This window comes from Arthrobacter sp. zg-Y916 (assembly GCF_020907385.1).
In the GTDB taxonomy this organism is placed as follows: Bacteria; Actinomycetota; Actinomycetes; order Actinomycetales; family Micrococcaceae; genus Arthrobacter_B; species Arthrobacter_B caoxuetaonis.
This window is the reverse complement of record NZ_JAJJOD010000001.1, coordinates 367,405-390,848: the sequence shown is the minus strand read 5'-3', so window position 1 is coordinate 390,848 and position 23,444 is coordinate 367,405. Positions and strand designations below refer to the sequence as shown.

17 protein-coding genes and 1 tRNA gene are annotated in these 23,444 nt (G+C 65.7%); 13 read left to right on the top strand and 5 right to left on the bottom strand.

What is annotated here, in order from left to right; translation table 11 throughout:
* Positions 1 to 34: 34 nt before the first annotated feature.
* The 6 genes from LOC59_RS01850 (at position 35) to LOC59_RS01825 (ending at position 7,988) form a co-directional block, all read left to right on the top strand.
* Positions 35 to 2,254, top strand: a complete 2,220-nt coding sequence (locus LOC59_RS01850; RefSeq protein WP_227894061.1) for a transglycosylase domain-containing protein — start codon at positions 35 to 37, stop codon at positions 2,252 to 2,254.
* Positions 2,251 to 3,207, top strand: coding sequence for a metallophosphoesterase (locus tag LOC59_RS01845; RefSeq protein ID WP_442860566.1), 957 nt, complete (start codon positions 2,251 to 2,253; stop codon positions 3,205 to 3,207). The genes LOC59_RS01850 and LOC59_RS01845 overlap by 4 nt, the downstream gene beginning before the upstream one ends.
* Positions 3,208 to 3,345: 138 nt before the next feature.
* Positions 3,346 to 5,166, top strand: a complete 1,821-nt coding sequence (locus LOC59_RS01840) for an ABC transporter ATP-binding protein (protein WP_229970405.1) — start codon at positions 3,346 to 3,348, stop codon at positions 5,164 to 5,166.
* A gap of 11 nt (positions 5,167 to 5,177) precedes the next feature.
* Positions 5,178 to 7,019: an ABC transporter ATP-binding protein gene (locus LOC59_RS01835; protein ID WP_229970852.1), complete on the top strand. Its 1,842-nt coding sequence runs from the start codon at positions 5,178 to 5,180 to the stop codon at positions 7,017 to 7,019.
* A 103-nt stretch (positions 7,020 to 7,122) separates the two neighbouring features.
* Positions 7,123 to 7,199: transfer RNA gene (locus tag LOC59_RS01830), tRNA-Pro, on the top strand.
* Between the two features lie 147 nt (positions 7,200 to 7,346).
* Positions 7,347 to 7,988, top strand: a complete 642-nt coding sequence (locus LOC59_RS01825) for a dihydrofolate reductase family protein (RefSeq protein ID WP_227894058.1) — start codon at positions 7,347 to 7,349, stop codon at positions 7,986 to 7,988.
* A 22-nt stretch (positions 7,989 to 8,010) separates the two neighbouring features.
* Here LOC59_RS01825 and LOC59_RS01820 read toward each other — a convergent pair whose 3' ends face one another.
* Positions 8,011 to 8,904, bottom strand: a complete 894-nt coding sequence (locus LOC59_RS01820; protein WP_229970403.1) for a phosphoribosylaminoimidazolesuccinocarboxamide synthase — start codon at positions 8,902 to 8,904, stop codon at positions 8,011 to 8,013.
* Complete coding sequence (gene purD / locus LOC59_RS01815; protein ID WP_229970401.1) at positions 8,901 to 10,211, bottom strand: phosphoribosylamine--glycine ligase; 1,311 nt, start codon at positions 10,209 to 10,211, stop codon at positions 8,901 to 8,903. The genes LOC59_RS01820 and purD overlap by 4 nt, the downstream gene beginning before the upstream one ends.
* 125 nt (positions 10,212 to 10,336) lie before the next feature.
* Here purD and LOC59_RS01810 point away from each other — a divergent pair, with 125 nt between their 5' ends.
* Genes LOC59_RS01810 through purM form a run of 5 tightly spaced genes read left to right on the top strand, consistent with a single transcriptional unit; the run spans position 10,337 to position 14,787 of the window.
* Entirely contained in the window at positions 10,337 to 11,341 is a 1,005-nt protein-coding gene (locus LOC59_RS01810; protein ID WP_229970399.1) for an asparaginase, read from the top strand.
* Between the two features lie 2 nt (positions 11,342 to 11,343).
* Positions 11,344 to 11,724 (top strand): sterol carrier family protein, encoded by a 381-nt coding sequence (locus LOC59_RS01805; RefSeq protein ID WP_229970397.1) that lies wholly within the window; start codon positions 11,344 to 11,346, stop codon positions 11,722 to 11,724.
* Between the two features lie 25 nt (positions 11,725 to 11,749).
* On the top strand, positions 11,750 to 12,070 hold the full coding sequence (locus LOC59_RS01800) for a hypothetical protein (protein ID WP_229970395.1): 321 nt from the start codon (positions 11,750 to 11,752) through the stop codon (positions 12,068 to 12,070).
* A 51-nt stretch (positions 12,071 to 12,121) separates the two neighbouring features.
* Positions 12,122 to 13,675 (top strand): amidophosphoribosyltransferase, encoded by a 1,554-nt coding sequence (purF, locus tag LOC59_RS01795; RefSeq protein WP_227894566.1) that lies wholly within the window; start codon positions 12,122 to 12,124, stop codon positions 13,673 to 13,675.
* The gene (purM, locus tag LOC59_RS01790; protein WP_227915610.1) at positions 13,672 to 14,787 is read left to right on the top strand and encodes a phosphoribosylformylglycinamidine cyclo-ligase; all 1,116 of its coding nucleotides are present in this window, start codon (positions 13,672 to 13,674) and stop codon (positions 14,785 to 14,787) included. The genes purF and purM overlap by 4 nt, the downstream gene beginning before the upstream one ends.
* Positions 14,788 to 15,008: 221 nt before the next feature.
* Here purM and LOC59_RS01785 read toward each other — a convergent pair whose 3' ends face one another.
* Positions 15,009 to 15,242 carry a DUF3073 domain-containing protein gene (locus LOC59_RS01785; RefSeq protein ID WP_227894051.1) on the bottom strand — a complete coding sequence of 78 codons (234 nt, stop codon included), beginning with the start codon at positions 15,240 to 15,242 and terminating at the stop codon, positions 15,009 to 15,011.
* Between the two features lie 274 nt (positions 15,243 to 15,516).
* Here LOC59_RS01785 and LOC59_RS01780 point away from each other — a divergent pair, with 274 nt between their 5' ends.
* A complete protein-coding gene (locus LOC59_RS01780) occupies positions 15,517 to 17,559 on the top strand; it encodes a septum formation family protein (protein WP_229970393.1) in 2,043 nt (680 codons plus the stop codon).
* Between the two features lie 100 nt (positions 17,560 to 17,659).
* Here LOC59_RS01780 and clpB read toward each other — a convergent pair whose 3' ends face one another.
* Positions 17,660 to 20,287, bottom strand: coding sequence for an ATP-dependent chaperone ClpB (gene clpB / locus LOC59_RS01775; protein WP_227894049.1), 2,628 nt, complete (start codon positions 20,285 to 20,287; stop codon positions 17,660 to 17,662).
* Between the two features lie 146 nt (positions 20,288 to 20,433).
* The gene (locus tag LOC59_RS01770) at positions 20,434 to 21,036 is read right to left on the bottom strand and encodes an SRPBCC domain-containing protein (protein ID WP_227894048.1); all 603 of its coding nucleotides are present in this window, start codon (positions 21,034 to 21,036) and stop codon (positions 20,434 to 20,436) included.
* A gap of 465 nt (positions 21,037 to 21,501) precedes the next feature.
* Here LOC59_RS01770 and LOC59_RS01765 point away from each other — a divergent pair, with 465 nt between their 5' ends.
* Positions 21,502 to 23,436 carry a penicillin-binding transpeptidase domain-containing protein gene (locus LOC59_RS01765; protein ID WP_229970391.1) on the top strand — a complete coding sequence of 645 codons (1,935 nt, stop codon included), beginning with the start codon at positions 21,502 to 21,504 and terminating at the stop codon, positions 23,434 to 23,436.
* Positions 23,437 to 23,444 lie beyond the last annotated feature (8 nt).

The window sequence follows — 23,444 nt, the reverse complement described above, 5'->3', positions numbered from 1 at the left end:
CCAAAGACTAGCGCGTGCTTGTAGACTGATCGGCATGGCAGCTAGCAAATCTCCTTTTTTTGACACGGCTACCACGCTGGGCAAGATCGTCGCCTTTTTTGGTGTGAGCGCTTTGTGCGGCGTCCTCGCCGCCGGCCTGCTGGTTCCGGCCGCTGCTGCCGCAGGAACCGCCGCTTCCGGGTCCATCCAGTTCTTCGACCAGCTCCCTTCGGAACTGCAGCGCGGAGCCCTGGCCGAACCGTCCAGCATCTACGCCAGCGACGGTTCACTGATTGCCACGCTGTACGAGGAGAACCGCCAGCCCGTCACGCTGGACCAGATTTCCCCCAACATGATCGACGCCATGCTCGCGATCGAGGACGACCGCTATTACGAGCACGGCGGCGTCGACCTCCAGGGCATCTTCAGCGCCGTTGTCTCCAACGTGACGTCCGACCGGACCCGCGGCGCATCGACCATCACGCAGCAGTACGTGAACAACGTGATCATCGACACCAACCTGCAGGAAGGCGGGGAGGTTGTCTTCAGCGGCCAGAAGACCATTGGGGACAAGCTGCGCGAGGTCAAGCTGGCCATTGCCGTGGAAAAGGAACTCAGCAAGGACGAAATCCTTGAGGGCTACTTCAACATCGTGCCGTTCAGTGGGAAAACTTTCGGCGTGCAGGCAGCTTCCAAGTACTTCTTCAACGTCGAGGCGAAGGACCTGAGCATCGCCCAGGCCGCCCTGCTTGCCGGCGTCGTCAACGGCCCCACCTACTACAGCCCGGAGCTGAATCCGGAGCGTTCGCTGGCCCGCCGCAACCTGGTGCTGGACGCCATGCTGGACAAGGGCCGCATTACCCAGGAGGAACACGACGCCGCCGTCGCCACTCCCATGGAACTGAACCTGACCCCGGTGCCCAACAACTGTGTGGGCGCGGTGCAGGCACCGTACTTCTGCGACTACATCGAGCACCTGGTCCTCAACGACCCGGCCTACGGAGCCGAGCGGGAGGACCGGGAAAAGCTGCTCTACCGGGGCGGCCTGAGCATCACCACCACGCTTAACCCCACGCTCCAAAACGCGGCCCAGGCTGCCATCAACGAAACCGCGAACCCGGACACCACCGATGCAGAAATCGGCCACTCCATGGTCAGCGTGGAGCCCGGCACCGGCAAGATCCTGGTCATGGCGCAGAACACCCGCTACACCCCGGAACTCGCGCCTGGAAACTCAGTGCAGAACTTCAACGTGGACGTCTACCAGGACGGCGACCCCACCAAGTACCTCAACGGCCTGGGCGGTTTCCAGCCCGGATCAACGTACAAACCGTTCACCGTGGCGGCCTGGCTGGACTCCGGCAAGACGCTCAATGCCACCCTGAACGGCAACAAGCGCACGTACCCGGCCGGCACACGCTGGAACGCCAGCTGCTATGGCGGTGCCTATGTCAGCACCGAGCCCTGGACCCCAATCAACTACGGCGACACCAACTACCGCACCACCACCGTGCTTGAGGGCCTGGCCCAGTCCTTCAACACCATCACCCTGGCCGAAGCCCGTGAGCTGGACCTGTGCAAGTTCCAGGAAATGGCCTTCGCGGCGGGCGTGCACAACGGCAAGGGCGCAGACGGGGAACGCGAGATGCTTTCCGTCGACCCGCCGTCCACGTTCGGCGGCGGCGGAGACGCTTCCCCGCTGTCCATGGCCACCGGGTTCGCGACGTTCGCTGCCGAGGGCCTGATGTGTGAACCCCGTGCCCTGGTTTCGGTCAAGACCAGCGACGGCGAAGAACTGCCGGTTCCCGAGCAGAGCTGCAGCCAGGTCATGCGCAAGGAAGTTGCCCAGGGCGTGAACATGGCTACCCAGCGGGTAATGACAGCCGGTTCCGGCATCAACCTCCAGGTCGGCGTTCCGATTGCAGGAAAGACCGGTACCAACGACTTCCGTTCGCAGACCTGGTTCATGGGTTACAGCACCGGCCTCTCCACTGCTTCCTGGATCGGCAACTGGAAGGCCAACAACACCTCCATGTCGGACAAGCTGATTGGCGGGCGGATCTATCCCGAGATTGATGGTTCGCTCATCGCCGGTCCGTCCTGGAAGAACTTCATCCAGCGGGTGCCCGGCCAGTACGGTGCCAACCCGTTTGCCAACCCGCCCGCAAACGTCGTTGGGCAGGCCCCCGCGCCGCCGCGCCCCAGCGCTCCTGCCCCGAACCGGGACAACCGCGGGAACAACGGCAACAACGGCAACAACCAGAACAACGACTGACCTTGGCTGCGACAACACATTCCGTCCTGAAAACCGCGGCCTGGGCAGCCGGCAGCGCTGCCGCAGCCGGCGCAGGTGCCTTCGCCTACGGATCACTCATCGAGCGCAATCTTTTTGGCATCCGCACCGAGGAGGTCGCTGTGCTGCCTCCGGGCAGCCAGCCGATGCGTGTCCTGCATCTCTCCGACATCCACTACGTACCGGGGCAGGCGCGCAAGACCCGCTGGCTGCAGTCGCTGGCGGACCTTGAGCCGGACCTCGTGGTCAACACCGGGGACAACCTCAGTCATCTCGAAGCGGTCCCGCCGCTGCTGGAGGCGCTGAAACCGCTGCTGCGGTTCCCGGGTGTGTTTGTGCCGGGCTCGAATGACTACTACGCGCCGGTGCTGAAGAACCCGTTTACCTACTTCACCTCGCCGTCCAAGCTGCGGAAGAACCCGGCCAAGCTGCCGTTCGGAGAAATGTTCTCCGCGTTTGGCAACGCCGGCTGGGTGGGCCTGGCCAACCGGAACCAGTCCCTGGTCCTGAACGGCATGCGGCTGGACTTCTCCGGCGTCGATGATCCGCACCTGAAGAGGGACCGCTACGCGGGTTTCCCGACCGGCAGTTCGACGTCGGACTCCGCCCGCCACCTGCGCATAGGCGTCGCCCATGCCCCGTACCAGCGGGTCCTGGACTACTTCACCGACGGCGGAGCGCAGCTCATCCTGGCCGGGCACACCCACGGCGGCCAGGTCTGCATTCCGGGCTACGGCGCATTGGTCAGCAACTGCGACCTGCCGACCTGGCGGGCCAAGGGGCTGACCGACTGGGAGCACCGCGGCCGCACGGTCCCGCTGAACGTCTCTGCCGGAATCGGCACGTCCCGGTTCGCCCCGGTGCGTTTCGCCTGCCGCCCGGAAGCAGTCCTGCTCACCCTCACCCCCGCCGAGAGGCCAGTTACGGCTCCTTAGAGCCTTGAAACCAGCCGTAACTGGCCTCTCGGCGGAAAGTAGCCGGCGCCATCGTACCGAAGGGCTGCCGTGGCCTACGATTGAGCGGTATCCGGTCCGCTGCCCCGGCGCGGACCACTGCGAGCTCGAAGAGGATTAATGCCCCGGCAGACAACGTTGCTCCAATCGCTGGGCCGTCTGTACCCGCATGTCAGGCCGATCCTTCCGCGTTTGTTCCTGGGGTTCCTCTGCGCACTGGGCGCCAGCGTCGTCGCCCTGGCAATCCCGCAGGTGCTGCGGGTGCTGGTGAACTCCCACCTGGAACCCGGGGGCTCGGTGCCTGCCCTGTGGTGGGCAACGGGAATCGTGCTGCTGCTCGGGTCGCTTGAGGCTGTTTTCCTGGCCCTCCGCCGCCAGTTCGCGATCGCACCGTCAACGACTGTGGAGACCAGCCTTCGGACAACCTTCTACCGGCACCTGCAGGATCTCTCCATTGCCTTCCACGACCGCTGGGGCTCCGGCCAGCTGCTTTCGCGGGCCATGAGCGACCTGAACCTGATCCGCCGCTGGATGGCGTTCGGTGCCATGATGCTCATCGTCACGGCCCTGACCGTCATCATCGGCGTCACCATCATGTTCTTCACCGCCTGGCAGCTGGCCATCGTGTTCCTGGCCGCGGCCGTTCCGATCATCATTTACGGCTTCCGCTTCCGCCGGTTCTACGGACGCGTCTCGCGGCAGAGCCAGGACCAGGCGGGAGACCTGGCCACCACCGTGGAAGAGTCAGTCCACGGCATCCGGGTGCTGAAAGCGTTCGGCCGCAGCTCCGAAGCGCTCGATGCCTTCGAGGAACAGGCCGAAGGGCTCCGCCAGACCGAGGTCTACAAGGCCAACTCCCTGGCCAAGTTCTCCCTGGTGGTGACGCTGCTTCCGGAGGCGGCGCTGGCCGTCTCCCTGGTGCTGGGGATCCTGCTGGTCGACGCCGGGCAGGTCAGCATCGGCGCCCTGGTCGCGTTCTTTGCCACTGCCGCCGTGATCGCCGGACCGGTGGAGTCCATGGGCCCGCTGCTCTCCATGACCCTGACCGCCAAAACAGCGATCGACCGGCACTTCGAGGTCATGGACGCCAAACGCACCATCACGGATCCTGAGCAGCCCTGCCGCCCGGCCGAAGTCCACGGGCAGCTTTCGTTCGATGACGTGCACTTCGCTTATCCGGATGCGTCCCCGGAGCGGCCGGATGTGCTCGACGGCGTCAGCCTGGACCTTCGCGCCGGTGAAACCATGGCTTTGGTCGGCATCACCGGCAGCGGAAAGTCCACCCTGCTGCAGCTGGTCCCGCGGCTCTACGACGTCACGGCGGGCAGCATCCGGATCGACGGCACCGATGTGCGGGATTACCGGCTGGAAGACCTCCGGTCCATCGTGGCCGTTGCCTTCGAGGACACCACGCTGTTCTCCAGCTCGGTGCGGGACAACGTGCTCCTGGGAGCGGATCCTGCCAGCGATGCCGAGGCGGACCTCCTGCTCCGCGAGGCACTGGAAGTGGCGCAGGCCCAGTTCGTGTACTCGCTCCCCCAGGGTGCTGACACCCTGATCGGCGAGGAAGGACTGAGCCTTTCCGGCGGACAGCGCCAGCGCGTGGCACTGGCGCGGGCGATCGCTGCCCGGCCGGGCCTCCTGATCATGGATGACCCGCTCTCCGCTTTGGACGTCCGCACCGAAGAACTCGTCGAGCACCGCCTCCGTGAGGTCCTGGCCGACACCACGACCCTGGTGGTGGCGCACCGCCCGTCGACGGTCTCGCTGGCCGACCGCGTGGCGCTGATGGAAAACGGCCGCATCTCCGCTGTGGGCACCCACGCCGAGCTGCTGGCCGGCAACGAACATTACCGGCATGTCATCGCGAGCCTTCCTGCGGAACCGCAGGACCTGGACAGCCAACTGGAAACCGAAGACGAAGACGGGGTGGTCCTGTGAGCCGGTTCAGCATCCGCCGGGGCGCTGCCTCCGTTCCGGCTGAGAGCCGTGTTCCTTCCGGCACCGCCGGGGAGGACAACGTCAATCTTGACCGTTCCGAAAACCAGGCCGTCCGACGCCGTTCCCTGACACTGCTGGGGTCCCTGCTGAAGCCCAACCGGGGCCGGTTCATCCTCACTATCGCCCTGGTGGTCATCTCCCAGGCCGCCCGGGTAGCCGGCCCGGCGATTATTGCCTTCGGAATCGACCATGCCCTGCCGGCGCTGCAGGCGGGCAACTCCCTCCCGCTCCTGGCATCCGGCGGAACATACCTGCTCGCCGCAGTGCTGGCCGCCGCCCTGACTGCGGGTTATGTGCGCTCAACGGCTCAGCTGAGCCAGGCCATGCTGCTGGACCTGCGCCTGCGCGTTTTCCGGCACACCCAGCGCCTCAGCCTGGAATTCCACGAACGCTACACCTCCGGGCGGATCATTTCGCGCCAGACGTCCGATCTGGAGGCGCTGCGCGAACTGCTCGACTCGGGCATCAGCTCGCTCGCCTCCGGAGCCATGTACATGGTGTTCGTCGCGGTGAGTATCTTCGCCCTGGACTGGCGCACCGGCGTGCTGCTGTGTGTTGCCTTCGTGCCCATGTACCTGCTCACGCGCTGGTACCAGAAGCGTTCCCAGATCGCCTACCGCGCCTCCCGGGTCACGTCAGCCAGGCTCATCGTGCATTTCATCGAGACGATGACGGGCATCCGCGCCGTGAAGGCTTTCCGGCGGGAGAAGGTCAACGCGCAGAAGAACGACGAGCTGGCCGAGGATTACCGGAAGGCCACGCTGCGCTCGATCAACCTCAACGGGGTGTTCCAGCCGGGCCTGATGTTCATTGGGAACGCCACCGTGTCACTGGTGCTGCTGGTGGGCGGCTTCCGGGTGCTCGACGGCGGACTGGAGGTGGGCGCACTGCTGGCACTGCTGCTGTACGCCAAGCGCTTCTTCCAGCCCGTGGACCAGATGGCAATGTTCTACAACTCGTTCCAGTCCGCCTCGGCCGCGCTGGAGAAGGTCTCAGGACTGCTGGAGGAAGTTCCCACGGTGCGTCCGCCCACAAACCCGGTGGAACTCAAGGACGCGAAGGGAGACATCAGGTTCGACGGCGTGGAGTTCCGGTACGGTGACGGCCCGCTGATCCTGCCGCGGATGGACCTGCACATTCCCGCCGGACAGACGGTGGCCCTGGTCGGCCAGACCGGTGCCGGCAAATCGACCCTTGCCAAGCTGATAGCCCGCTTCTACGACCCGTCGTCCGGGACCGTGCTGCTCGACGGGGTGGATCTGCGGGACCTCACTCAGCGGGACCTGCGCCGCGCCGTCGTCATGGTGACGCAGGAAGCGTTCCTGTTCAGCGGCACGGTGGCTGAGAACATTGCCCTGGGCAAACCGGGCGCCTCGCAGCAGGACATCGAGGCCGCTGCCCGGGCCGTGGGGGCGCATGAGTTCATCGCATCCCTTCCGGAGGGGTACAACACAGACGTGAACAAGCGCGGCGGCCGGGTCTCGGCAGGCCAGCGGCAGCTGATCAGCTTCGCCCGCGCTTTCCTGGCCGATCCGGCGGTGCTCATCCTGGACGAAGCGACGTCCTCGCTGGACATTCCGAGCGAACGGCTGGTGCAGCAGGGCTTGAAGTCCCTGCTGGGCAACCGGACCGCGCTGATCATCGCGCACCGGCTCTCCACCGTCGAGATTGCTGACCGGGTGCTGGTGATGGACTCCGGGGAAGTCGTCGAAGACGGCACGCCTACGGAGCTGACCAGCGGCACCGGGCGTTTCGCTGCGCTCAATGAGGCGTGGCAGGACTCCCTCGTCTGAGTCTTCGGCCCGGACCGACGCCAATTTCGCGCTCCCGGCCCCTGTCGAGTACACTTGTAAAGTTGCTTCGCCGGGAGGGAAACCTTCGGCCAGGCAGTGGTTACGGGGTGTGGCGCAGCTTGGTAGCGCGCGTCGTTCGGGACGACGAGGTCGCAGGTTCAAATCCTGTCACCCCGACCAAATCGAAGAAGGGTCCATCATTTTTGATGGGCCCTTTTTGCTGCCCTGCTGGGGCTCAGTCCCCATCGGGCTAACGGACCCTTTGACGGAGGAAACGCCGCGGGTAAGCTCGGGTTCACTTTCTGCCTAGCCGCCCAGGAGGTTCCAATGGCTGTTCGTGTTGACCTGAACATTTCCCTCGACGGATACGCCACCACTACGGACCAGACCCCCGAATATCCCTTCGGCCAGGACTGGGGGCGGCTGGTCGGCCCGTACGTGGCCACCCGCACCTTCCGGGAGCGCGTGCTGCACGAGACCGGCGGTGAAGGGACCACCGGCGTGGACGATAAGTACGCCGAGGCCTACTTTGACCGGATCGGTGCGGAAATCATGGGGGCCGGGATGTTCGGCCTGCACAACTTTCCCGACGATCCGGACTGGCAGGGCTGGTGGGGAGACGAGCCTCCGTTCCGGGTCCCGGTCTACGTCCTGACGCATACGCCGCGCCCACCGCTGGAAATGGCCAACGGGACCCGCTTCGAGTTCATCACCGCTTCCCCCGAGGAGGCTCTGGAAAAGGCACTGGACGTTGCCGGCGACAGGGACATTCGGGTGGGCGGGGGTCCCACGGTGGTCAGGTCGTTCCTGGAAGCGGGACTGGTCGATCAGCTGCACGTTGGCATCACCCCCATCCTGCTGGGCCGCGGCATCAACCTGTGGGAAGGCCTCCGCGGCCTGGAAGACGCCTACGACGTGATTGCGGAAACAGCGGAAAGCGGAGTCGTGCACCTGACCTTCCGGGGCTGAGCCCCCGGAAGGTCAGGACGGCTTAGGCGAACGCTTTTCCGGTCAGCCGCTCGTAGGCCTCCACGTAGCGGGCGCGGGTGCGCTCGATGACGTCGGCCGGCAGGGCGGGCGGAGGCATATCGGAGGCCTTGTCCCAGCCGGATTCGGCGGAGGTCAGCCAGTCCCGGACGTACTGCTTGTCGAAGGACGGCTGGGGCTTCCCCGGCTCGTAAAGGGATGCGTCCCAGAAGCGCGAGGAGTCCGGGGTCAGCACCTCATCGCCCAGTGTCACCAGTCCCGTGGACGGATCCAGGCCGAACTCAACCTTGGTGTCGGCCAGGATAATTCCGCGTTCCCGGGCAATGGCCTCTGCAGCTGTGTAGATCGACAGGGTCAGGTCCCGGATTGTCGCTGCGGTTTCCGCGCCAACAGCGGTGACGACGGCGTCGTAGTTAATGTTTTCGTCATGCTCGCCCACTTCGGCCTTTGCAGACGGCGTAAAAATCGCGGGCTCCAGCCGCGACCCGTCCACCAGGCCCTCCGGCAGCGGCACGTCGCATACCGTCTGCGACTGGCGGTACTCAACCAGGCCCGATCCGGTAAGGTAGCCGCGGGCAATGGCCTCCACCGGGTACATCGCCAGCTTCTTGCAGATCATCGCCCGGCCGGCTACCTCGGCCGGCACGCCTTCATCGGCGGAAATCACGTGGTTGGGGATCTCGCCCAGCTGGTCGAACCACCACAGACTCAGCTGCGTCAGGATGCGCCCCTTGTCCGGAATCGTGCTGGCCAGGACATGGTCGTAGGCGCTGATCCGGTCGCTGGCTACCACCAGCACGCGGTCTTCGGCGGCATCTGGGTCCGCGGGTACGTAGAGGTCGCGGACCTTGCCCGAATAGATGTGCTTCCAGCCCTGCAGCTGCGGAGCGGCGCTCACAGGAGGCCCTTTTCGTTGTCGACGCCGGCGCTTCCGGCAGGAACCACGATTTCGCTGCGGGAAGCCTTCAGCGCAATGTCAGTGCGGTGCTGCGAGCCTTCCAGGCCGATCTCGGCCACACCGGCGTAGGCGAGGTCGCGGGCCTGGGCCAGGTCCTCCCCCAGCGCGACGACGGCCAGGACGCGTCCGCCGGCGCTGACAATCTCGTTCGCCTCGAGCGACGTTCCGGCGTGCAGTACGTGGACGCCGTCGATCGCCTCCGCTTCAACCAGACCGAGGATCGGGTCGCCGGTGCGCGGGGCATCGGGATAGTTTGCCGAGGCGACGACGACGGCGACTGCCGTGCGGGGATCCCACTTCAGCTGTTCCATGGCGTCCAGTTCGCACTTCGCCGCTGCCAGCAGCAGGCCGCCGAGCGGGGTCTTCAGCCGGGCCAGCACGGCCTGCGTTTCCGGATCGCCGAAGCGTGCGTTGAACTCGATGACCCGCATTCCGCGGGAGGTGAGCGCCAGTCCGCAGTACAGGACACCGACAAAGGGCGTGCCCCGGGCTGCCATTTCGTCCACGGTGGGCTGGGCAACGCGCGCAATGACGTCGTCCACGAGGTTGGCCGGGGCCCATTCCAGGGGAGAGTAGGCTCCCATGCCGCCGGTGTTGGGGCCTTCGTCGTTGTCGAAGATCCGCTTGAAGTCCTGGGCCGGCGCCAGCGGAACCACGTGCCGGCCGTCGGAAAGGACAAAAAGGGAAACTTCCGGGCCGTCGAGATATTCCTCGATCACCACCGTGCCGCCGGCTTCGAAGCAGGCAGCGGCGTGGGCCAGGGCTTCGCCGCGGTCGGAGGTCACCACCACTCCCTTGCCCGCAGCCAGCCCGTCGTCCTTCACGACGTACGGAGCGCCGAAGGTGTCCAGGGCGTCGGCTGCTTCGTCGGCGTTCGCCGCGACGCGCGCCATCGCCGTGGGAACGTTCGCAGCCGCCATCACCTGCTTTGCGAAAGCTTTTGAGGCCTCCAGCTGTGCCGCCTCTTTGGAAGGACCAAACACGGGGATCCCTGCCTCACGCACCGCGTCCGAGACTCCCGCGGCAAGCGGCGCCTCAGGACCCACGACGACGAGGTCGGCTCCGAGCCGCACGGCCAGTTCCGTGACGGCTGCGGGGTCACTGGCGTTGAGGGAATGGACCGGAACGATCTGGGCGATTCCGGCGTTCCCGGGGGCCGCGTGGACCTCGGAAACATAGGGATCGGCCAGCAGGGAACGGACAATGGCATGTTCGCGGCCACCGGGGCCAACAACGAGAACCTTCACAAGACTTCAGCCTACTTGCCCGGGCGCGCGCCCTGAAAGCCGCTACGCGTGCATGACGGCATAAACCCGCCCGCCGCGGTTCCCGGCGTCCCCGCTGTATCAGGCAGTATCCGTAGACTGGCCTTATGCCTGCCACTTTCACTGCTGCCGACGCCGTTGAACTCGCTGTCCTGGAGCGCAACGGCTTCATCGAATCCCGTCATGCGGGGTCCGCCGTCGTCCTCTCCTCGGACGGATCCGTGGTGACTGCACTCGGCGATATCACCACCCCCGTGTTTCCACGCTCTTCGCTCAAGCCCTTCCAGGCCGTCGCTGCCATGCAGGCGGGTGTTCCGCTGCGCGGCGCGCAGGTGGCCCTCGCCGCTGCCAGCCACGTAGGCGCGAAGGAACACACCGACGTCGTGCAAGGCATGCTCGAGGCAGCCGGCGTCACCGAGGACGATCTGCGGTGCCCCGCTGACTGGCCGCAGGACGAACAGGCCCGCATCGAACTGATCCGCTCCGGCAAGGGAAAACAGCGGATCGCGTTCAACTGTTCCGGCAAGCATGCAGCATTCCTGTGGGCCTGCACTGAAAACGGCTGGGACACCTCCACCTACCTGGACCCGGCGCATCCGCTACAGCAGGGCATTGCCCGGGTTATCGAAGACTTCTGCGAAGAGAAACCGGCCCACTGGGCGGTCGACGGCTGCGGCGCTCCGCTCGCGGCCCTCTCCCTGACCGGGCTCGCCCGCGGAATCGGCAAGCTCGCCAAGGCCCCCTCGGACAAGCACGGAGACGCGCGGGCGGCGACTGTTGCCACCGCCATGCTGGATTACCCGTGGGCCGTCCATGGCGTGGGCCGGGAGAACTCCGTCGTCATGGAGGACCTCGGAATCGTTGCGAAGTCCGGCGCTGAGGGAGTCCTCGTGCTGGGAACAGACACCGGTGTCTCGGTCGCGCTGAAAATGCTTGACGGCAACGGGCGCGCTGCCACCCTCGTGGGCCTGACCCTGCTCGCCGCCAGCGGTGCCATCGACCCGGAGGGTGTCTTCAAGGTGCTGGCCAAAGTCGTGCCTCCGGTACTCGGCGGCGGCGAGCCCGTAGGCAGCCTGCGCCTGGCCGCTCCCGTCACCGCGCTGCTGGACTAGTCATGGCGCGGCGCAGGATTTCATCTGCCGACGGCGGAGCTGCCCTTGCCGCTGCCGCGGCAGGCGCGGCGGACCGCCAGACGACGGCGGCTGCCGTACGGTATGCCCTCGAGGAACTGGCCGAGCGGGTACCGGGCAACAGCGTGGAGGTACGGGTACCTCCGTATGGCGTCACCCAGTGCATTCCCGGCCCGCGGCATACCCGCGGAACCCCGCCCAACGTGGTGGAAACCGACGCTGCTACCTGGCTCGCACTGGTGACGGGCACGCTTTCCTGGGCAGACGCCGTCGCCGCGGGAAAAGTCTCGGCCTCCGGCCTGCGGGCAGACCTTGCGGACTGCCTCCCGCTGTTTCCGGGGATCCCCGGCGACGGGAACGCCTAGCCTCTACTGCCGGTAGAATTCCCGTATGACTTCCGAGCAGCACAGCCCCGAGCGGCGCGAGATCACCATCCGGCGCGCTCCCCGTTTTGTCCCCTTCATGGCCTTGGGTGTGGTGGTGGCGTTCGTGGTTGCCCTGGTCATGGCCTACACCGGCCCGGAGAACCCGCAGTACACCCGTGAAGCAGTCCTGGGTTTCTTCACCGTGATGCTGGCGCTTCCCGGCGTCGCCCTGGGCTGCATTGCCGCCCTCATCCTGGACCGGATCAGCGTGCGGCGTTCCGAGCACGCCATCGTTGAAGCCGCCGACGACGATCCCGGCAGCACGGGTCCGTCACCACTGGCGTAACGCACCGCCGCGGAGGCTGATGCGGACCCCGATCGTGAGAGAATGAGTCCCATGGCACGCGGTGACGGAAAGCTTTCCCACGATCTCATGCCCGGCGAGAAAGGACCGCAGGATGCCTGCGGGGTTTTCGGCGTCTGGGCCCCCGGCGAAGAGGTAGCGAAGCTTACCTATTACGGGCTGTACGCTCTGCAGCACCGGGGGCAGGAGTCCGCCGGTATCGCAACGAGCGACGGCAACCGGATCAGCGTCTACAAGGACATGGGACTGGTTTCCCAGGTCTTTGACGAGACCACGCTGAACACCCTGCTCGGGCACATCGCCATCGGCCACTGCCGCTACTCCACCACCGGTGCTTCCCATTGGGCGAACGCGCAGCCCACCCTGGGGGCCACCGCTGCCGGCACCGTGGCACTGGCCCACAACGGCAACCTGACCAACTCCGCAGAGCTGTACGAGATGATTCTTGAACGCCAGGGACGTCCCCGCTCCGGCGAAATCGCCCAGGGCAACACCTCGGATACCGCCCTGGTCACGGCGCTGCTGAACGGCACGGACGGCCGCAGCCTCGAAGAAACGGCACTGGAGCTGCTGCCCAAACTGCGCGGCGCCTTCTCCTTCGTGTTCATGGACGAAGGAACCCTGTACGCGGCCCGCGATACGTACGGAGTCCGTCCCCTGGTCCTCGGCCGGCTGAACCGGGGCTGGGTTGTAGCTTCCGAAGGTTCCGCACTGGCCACCGTCGGTGCAAGCTTCATCCGCGAGATCAAGCCCGGCGAGTTCATTGCCATCGATGAGAACGGCATCCGTTCCCAGATGTTCGGCGAGCCGACGCCGGCAGGCTGCGTCTTCGAATACGTCTACCTCGCCCGCCCGGACGCTTCCATCAACGGGCGTTCGGTCTACGAATCCCGGGTCGAGATGGGCCGCCAGCTGGCCCGTGAAAACTCTGTCGAAGCAGACATCGTGATTCCCGTTCCGGAATCCGGAACACCCGCTGCGGTTGGCTATGCCGAGCAGTCCGGCATCCCCTTTGCCCACGGCTTCGTCAAGAACTCCTACGTGGGACGCACCTTCATCCAGCCGAGCCAGACCCTGCGCCAGCTCGGCATCAAGCTGAAGCTGAACGCCTTGGAATCCGTGATCCGCGGCAAGCGCGTGGTCGTCGTCGACGATTCGATTGTGCGCGGCAACACCCAGCGCGCGATCGTGCGGATGCTGCGCGAAGTCGGCGCCAAGGAAGTCCACGTCAAGATTTCTTCCCCTCCGGTCCAGTGGCCCTGCTTTTACGGCATCGACTTTGCTTCGCGCGCCGAGCTGATTGCCAACGGCGCCAAGGTCGAAGAAATCTGCACCTCGATCGGTGCTGATTCCCTGGCGTACATTTCCGAAGACGGCATGATCGGTGCTACCCAGCAGCCGCGCGAGAAACTGTGCACCGCCTGTTTCACCGGCCAGTACCCGATTGAGCTGCCCTCCGCTGACCGGCTGGGCAAGAACCTGCTGGAACCGCCCTCCGATGCGGACGGCTCCAACGGCTGCGATCCGGGCCCGGACAGTGAATTCGAGACCCTCCTGACCCCCACAGACAAGAAAGAATCAGTATGAGCGCGAGCGAAAACTCCATCACCTATGCCTCCGCAGGTGTGGACGTCGAAGCCGGTGACAAGGCCGTCGAACTGATGAAGGCGGCCGTGAAGGCCACCCATAACGAGAGCGTTCTCGGCGGGGTGGGCGGATTCGCCGGTCTGTATGACGTTTCCCGGCTCCTCACGTACAAGAAGCCGCTGCTCGCCACCTCCACAGACGGCGTCGGCACCAAGGTCGCCATCGCCCAGGCCCTGGATATCCATCACACCATCGGCTTCGACCTGGTCGGCATGGTGGTCGACGACATCGTAGTTGTTGGCGCCGAGCCCCTGTTCATGACCGATTACATTGCCTGCGGCAAAGTGGTCCCGGAGCGCATCGCGGACATCGTCCGGGGCATTGCGGCAGCGTGCGAAGTTGCCGGCACCGCACTGGTGGGCGGCGAAACGGCCGAACACCCGGGCCTGCTGGGCGTCGATGAGTACGACGTCGCCGGCGCCGCCACCGGCGTCGTCGAAGCTGCCGACCTTCTCGGCCCCGAACGCGTTCGCAGCGGTGACGTGGTGATTGGCATGGCGTCCTCCGGTATCCACTCCAACGGCTACTCCCTGGTGCGCCGCGTCATCAACCACGCCGGCTGGCAGCTCGAACGCCAGATCCCTGAACTGGGCCGCACCCTCGGCGAGGAACTGCTGGAACCGACCCGCGTCTACGCGGCGGATTGCCTGGACCTGGCCCGCTACGCGCCTGCCGGCGTGCACGGCTTCAGCCATGTGACCGGCGGCGGTCTGGCCGCAAACCTGGCACGAGTGCTCCCGAAGGGACTCGAAGCCACCGTGGACCGCTCCACCTGGGAACTTCCGCCGGTGTTCAAGCTGGTCAGCGAGCTGGGCAACGTGCCCCTTCCGGACTTGGAACGCACACTCAACCTCGGCGTAGGCATGGTGGCCATCGTTGACGCAGCCGGTGCCGATGCTGCGCTGGCGCGGCTGGCTGAGCGCGGCGTCCCTGCGTGGACCATGGGAACCGTGGGCGAGGGCGGAGAGCCCGAGTCCGGCAACCCGGACTACGTCCAGGGCGCCAAAGGTGTCGACGGCGGCGCTGTCCGTCTGGTCGGCAACTACGCCTAGACCCCACAGGGCTTCCACTTCCCCACTTTCATCGAGATTGCAGAAACTGCCCGTATCAGCTTTGATACGGGCAGTTTCTGCAACCTCTATGGGGAGCGCACATTGGGACCGGCCGGATGCCTGCGGAATTTCCGCCTTTAACGCCCTTCAGCGGATCCACCGTCTGGTGATCCGCTGAAGGAAAGCAATTGGGCTTGTCGAAAACGAGTGGTTCGCTGCACCTAGCCGATGCGGCGGGAGCCCTCGTCGTCGTCTTCCTCGCCAAATTGATCTGCGTACTTATCCTCGTACGCCGAGTAATCCGGCTCGGCCGGCTCCTCGGGATATCGACTCGATGGACGGCTCGTTGGGCCCGACAGCTCGCGCTGCAGGGCCGAGTAATCCGTGGCAGGAGTGAAGTACTTCATCTCGCGTGCCTGCTTGGTTGCTTTTGCCTTTTGACGGCCGCGCCCCATGGCGTGACCCCCTTTTTGCGTCGATCCGGAGGTGGTCGCTCGGGCAGGAGAGCGAGGCCCCGGAATATTCGGTCAATTTGTCGTAACTACAGGTTACATGTTTTCCCGCTGCTGCGTGCCCCGGAGGAGCCGCAGACACATTCAACTTCCAAGTTTAGTCCGCGCATCGCTTCGGCGTGTACTGCGCTGTCACCTGCAAATTCGCTAAAGTCAGGGAGGAGACGACGTTGCGGGACCACGGAGCGGCCATGAACAGGGAGGGCAAACGTTCACCATGAGCGATCAGAAGAGGACGCCAAGGCCGGGCCCGGCCCTGCCTGGAAAGTCCCCGCGGCCATCGCCGAACAGCAGCGCGGGCCCCAAAGGTTCCGGCGCCAAGCCCCCTGCCGCCAAGGCAGCACCGTCCGTCCGGAGCAATCCCGCTACAAGGAGCATTCCAGTTATCAAGCCGCAGCAGCCGGTCGCCAACGGGCGTCCCGCACAGAACGATTCCGCCGCGTCAGGCACCGCGGCCACACCCGGAAAAAACGGGAAGACCGGGAAACCAGGGAAGACAGGCAGGCGGATTCCCGGTTCCAAGCGGCCGGCATCGTCCAAGGGTGCGGTAGCCAAGGGACTGCTCGGTTCAAAGGGCGGGCCCAAGCGCCCCCTGCGCACGGGGCCCGGAGCCAAGGACGCCTCAGGGCCGGCGGATGAGCCAACCCAGCCAGGGAACAATCCGGCCTCCAGCGACGCCGGCACAGGCGGCGATGCAGCTGAGGCAGAAGCTGGCACCGGTCCGGCGCAGGTTCTTCCGGACCTCGTTTCCCACACGGATGCCCCTGCGTGGCTGTCTTCGAACGGGTCCCGCGATGACGAGCTGTGGACGGGCATGTTCGAGGCACAGGTCCAGGACGCAGCACCGGTTGAACCGCAGATCGTTCCGGCCGACGAAGTGCAGCTCAGCGAGCCGTCCCTCGAAGCCCCCTCCATCAGCTCGGACGCCGCAGAAGCCGCGTCCCTCCCCGAGACCGCTGCCGAGGTCCGTGCCGTCACCGAGGAAGCGATCGAGGCCGGCAGGCATGCCGGACTCTCGGAGGCGCCGCCGGAGGGGGCCGAGATCGCCGTTGACGCCGGCGAAGGAATCACGGAACTTGAAACCTCCGCTGAACCGCCGACGGAAAATGTCGACGACGAACCCGCGAACGGGGACCCGGCAGACGGGGCTCCCGGCTCTCCGGCAGACGACGCCGACGCAGATGGCGACGTCGCCGCGGATGAAACAGAAGCCGCGGACGAAACAGCGGCCGCGGACCAGACAGAAGCTCCTGAAGCCGAAGCGGACGAAGCCGACCTTGAGGGCGACGTCGCCGCGGATGAAACAGAAGCCGCGGGCGAACCAGCGGCCGCGGACCAGACACAGGCCTCCGAAGCTGCTGATGCCGAAGAAGACACGGAGACCGACGCATCAGAAGCTTCCGAAGAGGACGCGGAGACCGAGGCAGCCAGCACCGATGCCGCAGATGATGAGGCAGGCGGAGACGGGACGGGAAAAAGCGACTCCGACGACAAAAACCCCGGCAAGGACTCCGACCCGGCGAAAGCAGCCAAGACAGCCGGGAGCAAGGAATCGGCAGCGGAGCCGGAAATCGCTGCTGCCACCGTTAGCGCCGGAGGATCCGACGTATCCGCCCCGGTCACCGATTCGTTCGCCTCACTGTCCCTGACGAAGAAGGTTCCGGCCGAGAACCCTGCGGATACGGGTATCACCCACACCGTCACCCCGTCCGGCTCCAGCGCGGTACCCGGCGACTCGCGCCGTGCCCGCCGCACGCGTGAAGCCGAAGAGGCAGCAGCCAAGAACTCCGGTGCCAGTAAAACGACCCGGACACTGGTGCTGATCGGCTCCATCCTGATCGTTGTCCTGCTGGGTATCTGGCTGGCAACCGTCGTTGCGGACGGCAACCGGGAGGCGGGAGTCCTGCAGGATTCGGTCAAGCCGTTGGATCTCGAGGCAGGTGCCTGCCTCCAGGACTTCCAAAGCGTGAACGCCGAGGTCACCGTGGTTACGTGCGACACTCCCCATAATGCGCAGCTGGTGGCCAGCCAGACCTACCCGGACTCTGACGCTTTCCCCGGCACGGACGCACTGGCCGCAAAGGCGGAAGAAGTGTGTTCTTCCGTGGTCTACACCGATGCCGCGTCGAAGTACACGGATCTTGAGCTTAACCGGGCCGTGCCCACCCAGGGCTCCTGGGACTCCGGGGACCGCCGGGTGGACTGCTTCGTTGTCGCACCGGGCGAGGAGCTGACGGACTCGCTGATCGTCCAGCCGTAGCCGGGTTCGGCGGACGACGCCGGATCCCCTGAAACTAAGCCAAAGGAGGGCCGCCCGCCGGGCGGCCCTCCTTTGTGGGATTGATGCGGGTGCGCCTTGGCTACGCCACGGGAGCCGCTGATTCGACGCTGAGCCCTTGGTTTCCGAACTCTTCCTCGCCGAGCCCTTCGGGGCGATCCACCAGAACCGTGTCTCCATCCGAGATGCGGCCTGCGAGGATGCCCTTGGCCAGCTTGTCCCCGATCTCGCGCTGGACCAGGCGCCGCAGTGGACGGGCGCCGTAGGCCGGGTCGTAGCCGGTCAGTGCCAGCCATTCGCGGGCAGCGTCCGTGACGTCCAGGGTCAGGCGGCGGTCCCGCAGCCGGGTTGCGAGGGCACGCACCTGGATGTCCACGATCTTGGACAGTTCTTCAAGGGTCAGCGGGTCGAAGAGGATGACGTCGTCAAGGCGGTTCAGGAACTCCGGCTTGAAGTTGGCGTTGACCATGGACATGACCGATTCCCGCTTCTGTTCCTCGTTCAGTCCCGGGTCCACCAGGAACTGCGAGCCGAGGTTGGAGGTCAGGATCAGGATGACATTCCGGAAGTCCACCGTCCTGCCCTGCCCGTCCGTCAGCCGGCCGTCGTCGAGCACCTGCAACAGGATGTCGAAGACATCCGGGTGCGCCTTCTCCACTTCATCGAGCAGGATCACGGAGTACGGGCGCCGCCGCACGGCTTCGGTGAGCTGTCCGCCTTCTTCATAGCCGACGTACCCGGGAGGGGCTCCGACCAGGCGCGACACCGTGTGCTTCTCCGCGTACTCGCTCATGTCCATGCGGACCATTGCGCGTTCGTCGTCGAAAATGAACTCTGCCAGCGCCTTGGCCAGTTCGGTCTTGCCGACGCCGGTTGGGCCCAGGAAGAGGAAGGATCCGGTGGGACGGTCGGGGTCGCTGACACCGGCGCGGGAACGGCGGACAGCATCTGCCACCGCTGAGACCGCACGGCTCTGGCCAATCAGGCGGGAACCAATGACAGACTCCATGTCGAGCAGTTTTTGCGACTCACCCTGCAGCATGCGTCCGGCCGGGATTCCGGTCCACGCCGAGACAACTTCGGCAATGTCGTCGGCGGTGACTTCTTCGGAAACCATCAGTTCCCGGGCACCCTCGCCGAACTGGTCCTCCTCGGCTGCCTGCGCCGCGTCCAGCTCCTTCTGCATGGCCGGGATCTCGCCGTAGAGGATCCTCGATGCCTCGGTGAGGTCGCCGTCGCGCTGGGCCTTTTCGGCCAGCGAGCGCAGTTCGTCGATCCGCGCCTTGATGTCGCCGACGCGGTTCAGTCCGGCCTTTTCGGCTTCCCAGCGGGCATTAAGCGCCGCCAGCTGCTCCTTCTTGTTCGCCATGTCTTCGCGGAGGACTTCGAGGCGTTCGAGCGAAGCCTCGTCGGTTTCTCCGGAGATGGCAAGCTCCTCCATCGTGAGCCGGTCGACGGCGCGGCGCAGCTCATCGATTTCCTCCGGGGCGGAGTCGATCTCCATGCGCAGCCGGGACGCGGCCTCGTCGACCAGGTCAATGGCCTTGTCGGGAAGCTGCCTGCCGGTGATGTACCGGTTGGAAAGGGTCGCGGCGGCAACCAGGGCGGAGTCCGCTATGGCAACCTTATGGTGCGCTTCGTAGCGCTCCTTGAGGCCGCGCAGGATGCCGATGGTGTCCGGAACGCTGGGTTCGCCCACAAAGACCTGCTGGAACCGGCGTTCCAGCGCCGCATCCTTCTCGATGTTTTCCCGGTACTCGTTGAGGGTGGTGGCGCCGATCAGCCGCAGCTCCCCGCGGGCGAGCATGGGCTTGAGCATATTGCCGGCGTCCATCGATCCTTCGGCAGCGCCGGCACCGACCACGGTGTGCAGCTCGTCAATGAAGGTGACCACCTGCCCCTCGGAGTTGGCAATCTCCTCGAGGACGGCTTTGAAACGTTCCTCGAACTCGCCGCGGTACTTGGCACCGGCCACCATGGAGCCCAGGTCCAGGGACAGCAGGGTCTTGCCGCTGAGGCTTTCCGGGACGTCACCGGCGACGATGCGCTGGGCGAGGCCTTCGACGACGGCGGTCTTGCCGACACCCGGTTCGCCGATGAGGACGGGGTTGTTCTTGGTGCGCCTGCTCAGCACCTGGATCACCCGCCGGATTTCGGAATCGCGTCCGATGACGGGGTCCAGTTTGCCGGACCGTGCCAAAGCTGTGAGGTCGGTGCTGAACTTCTCCAGCGCCTGGAGGGTGTTCTCCGGATCGGCTGTTGTCACTTTTCGGTCTCCTCGCACAGATGGAAGGGCGCTGACGAGCGCGTCATGGCCGGCATTGTTGTCCCGCAGGGCTTTACCCGCCGGGCCGTTGTCCACGGCCAGGGCCAGCAGCAGATGTTCGGTGGAAACGTAGGCGTCCCCCAGCTGGGCAGCCTCCTGCTGGGCGGTGTTGATGGCCTGCAGCAGGGGACGCGAGAACTGCGGCTGCTGAACCGAGGACCCGGAGCTTGAGGGCAGTTCGTGGATGGCGGTGCTGGCCGCCGCGCTGACCGCGTCAGGGTTCGCACCGGCTGCCTTAAGCAGGGCCACTGCTACGCCCTGGCGTTGGTCCATCAGGGCTTTCAGCAAATGTGCGGGTTCAATTTGCGGATTACCGGCAGTAGTGGCATTCATGGCCGCGGCCTGAAGTGCCTCTTGGCTTTTGTTCGTGAACTTGGTATCCACGGCGGGCTCCTTCTCGGGACTGGAGAAAACCATTCGAGCTCCCGGCGGAGGGCGTTCTATCCGCTGAACTCAACGAACTTGAGTCTAGTACACTCAACTTTGAAAGTAAAGTTATCCACAGCTAAGAACCGCGGTCTGACGTGGGATTATTCAGGCCCCGGGAGGGGTGCGTGCTCGCGCTCAAACTGCTCCCACGCACGCTCCCATTCAGCATTCCGGGCCTCGAAGAGCTCCCTTTCGGCCCCTTCGAGCGCACGCCAGTCGGGAGCCCACCGATGCGGCTCACGGCCTTCCAGATTGGCCGCCAGGTTATCGACGAAGAACTCCCATCCGGCCCCTGCCGCCCATTCACTGCCCTCCGGGTCTATCAGCGAAAAGCGTTTGCGCACTGAGGCATAACGCAGTTCCAGCCGCGTGGATCCGTCTTCATCGGAGAGGTGGATCTCCAGCTCTCCCGCCTTGCCGTGCGGCGGCATCCAGGACACCGTCAGCAGCCGCGGCGGATCGCACCGGAGAATGGTGCCCGATGCAATCCCGGGAACCTCGAACTCTCCGCCGCGCCGGAAGTCTCCATGCGGCTCTTCAAAGTAGGCGCCGAGCCGGGCAGGGTCGGAAATGGCGTTCCACACCTCGCCTATGGGCTGTGGAACGCTCCGTCCAATGACCACCATCTGCGCATGGCCCGCAGCGATCTGGCGAAGACCGAAAGTCCGCTCCGTTTCGGAGAGCAACGCTTCCAATTCGGACATTTACCCGCTCCTTCAGCTTGCCGTCGTTGGCAGTTCCACAGGCTCCGTCCGGATCGGTTCAGCGGTCCGGCCGGGGCGCCTGGCGGAACCGGTGCGTGTGAGGCCCGGCACAGCCCCACTCCCTTTGGAGGTTAGCAAAGAACGGCGTACTGGCACAGGGTTGGCCAGCAGGATTGCGGCTGGCCCGTACAGCGCCGACCCGGGCAGGAAACTGGGACCCAAATCCCATAAATCCGCGTCCCACAAGGTCCTTTGCGCCGAGCCGGGATGAACAAGACAGTTTTCATCGGTTCCGCCGTCGGCATCACCGCCATCACGCTATGGACCATGATCTCCGCCGAGAGCACACGACGACGCGATGCCGCCTTTGGATCCGCAGCTGCGGGTCAAGGGCGTCACGGACACGGCCGCTGCCCCCGGCAGCGGCCGTGTCCGGTTTTGCGCTTCTCCCGGTAGCCTGTCCGGATGGGGAAACACCGTTTGACTGCCGCCGTTCTGACCTTCTCGGTTCTGGGATTCTCGCTCACCGCGTGCTCCGGAGAGGACCGGCCGGCTCCCGAAGACGCGGCCGGAACCCTCGCTGAAGGACTCTCACAGCTCGATGTCTCCGGGAGCTCCTTCCTTGGGGCCACCCCCGATGAAGTGAACACCCAGCTGGCGGAATCGACCGCCGGACTTGCCCCGTTGACGCCGCAGGTCGCAGTCGGTTCGGTGGAGGAGACGGCCGAGGACGAGGCCATGGCCACCCTGAAATACGTGTGGGACGTCAACGCCTCGGAGACGGACTACAGCTATGACACAACGGTCGCCCTCCAGCGGAACGAGGAGGACGTCTGGGAGGTGAAGTTCACGCCCGCAGCCGTCCACCCCGATCTGGCGCCAGGTGACCGTCTGGTGCGCGAGGTGACCCCCGCCCCGCGGGCAGACATTATCGGATCGGGCGGGCAGGTCATCGTGACGGAGCGCCCCGTCTGGAGTGTCGGGATCGACAAGACCTGGGTCGGGGAAGAAGAACTCGCAGCCTCGGCCGCCCGCCTCGCGGAATTCCTGGAGCTGGACCCTGCTGCCTACACGGCGCAGGTAGAGGCCGCCGGAGCAGAAGCATTCGTGGAGGCCGTTACCCTGCGGCAGGATACTGTCAGCCCGCCGGAAGAGTTCAAGGCACAGGTCGCGGAGATTCCCGGCGCCGCGGCGATCGCCGGCACCCTGCCGCTGGCACCCACACGCACGTTCGCCCGCGCCCTGCTGGGTTCAGTGGGCCAAGCCACGGCAGAGCTGATTGACGCTTCCGACGGCGCCCTCAGCGCAGGTGATGTCACCGGATTGTCGGGGCTGCAGCAGCAGTACGACGAGCAGCTGCGCGGCACCGACGGCGTCGTCATCCGGACAGTGAACGCCGAAGATGTCCCCTCGGCGCCGCTGTTCCAGTCCGAGCGTGCCAGCGGCCAGCCGCTGCAGACGACGCTGGACGCGCGGATGCAGAACCTCGCCGAATCAGTCCTGGAAGACGAACCCTCCGCCTCCGCACTGGTGGCCATCCAGCCCTCCAGCGGGAACATCCTCGCTGTGGCCAACGGCCCGGGAAGTGAAGGAGCCCAGACCGCGCTGCTGGGACAGTACGCCCCCGGTTCCACGTTCAAGATGGCGACGTCGCTGGCCATGCTGCGCTCCGGCGCGGCGCCCGAGACAGCAGTCTCCTGCCCGGAAGAACTGAACGTGGACGGACGGCTCTTCAACAACGCGAGCACGTATCCTGCCCAGTTCCTCGGAGAGATTCCGCTGCGCCAGGCATTCGCCCAGTCCTGCAACACGGCCTTCATCAACGCACGCGGAACGGTAGCCCAGCCGGACCTCGCCTCGGCTGCCCAGTCGCTGGGACTTGGAGTGACTGCCTCGATCGGCACGCCTGCCTACTTTGGTTCCGTCCCCGAGGCAGCGGAGGGAACCCTCCACGCCGCATCGATGATTGGGCAGGGTGAGGTCCTGGTCAGTCCGCTGGCCCTCGCGGTTGCCGGAGCGTCGGTTGCCAAGGGGGAACGTGTTTCTCCTGCCCTGGTCCAGCCCGCAAATGCGGCTTCCGGGTCCTCCGCTCCTGCATCCGGTTCCGCCGCCCCGGAAGCCGCTCCCCTGACGGCCGGGGAAGCAGAAACGCTCCGCTCCCTGATGCGTTCGGTGGTGACCGACGGCGGAGTGCAGCTGCTCCAGAGCGTTCCCGGAGAACCCGTCCTGGCGAAAACCGGCACCGCCGAGTTTGGCAGCGACACCCCGCCGCGCACCCACGCCTGGGTTGTGGCGATTCAGGGGGACCTCGCCGTCGCACTTTTCATTGAAGAGGGCGAACTCGGTTCCACCTCCGGCGGACCGGTGATGAAGGCGTTCCTGGACGGACTGGCCGGATAAACCCCGCG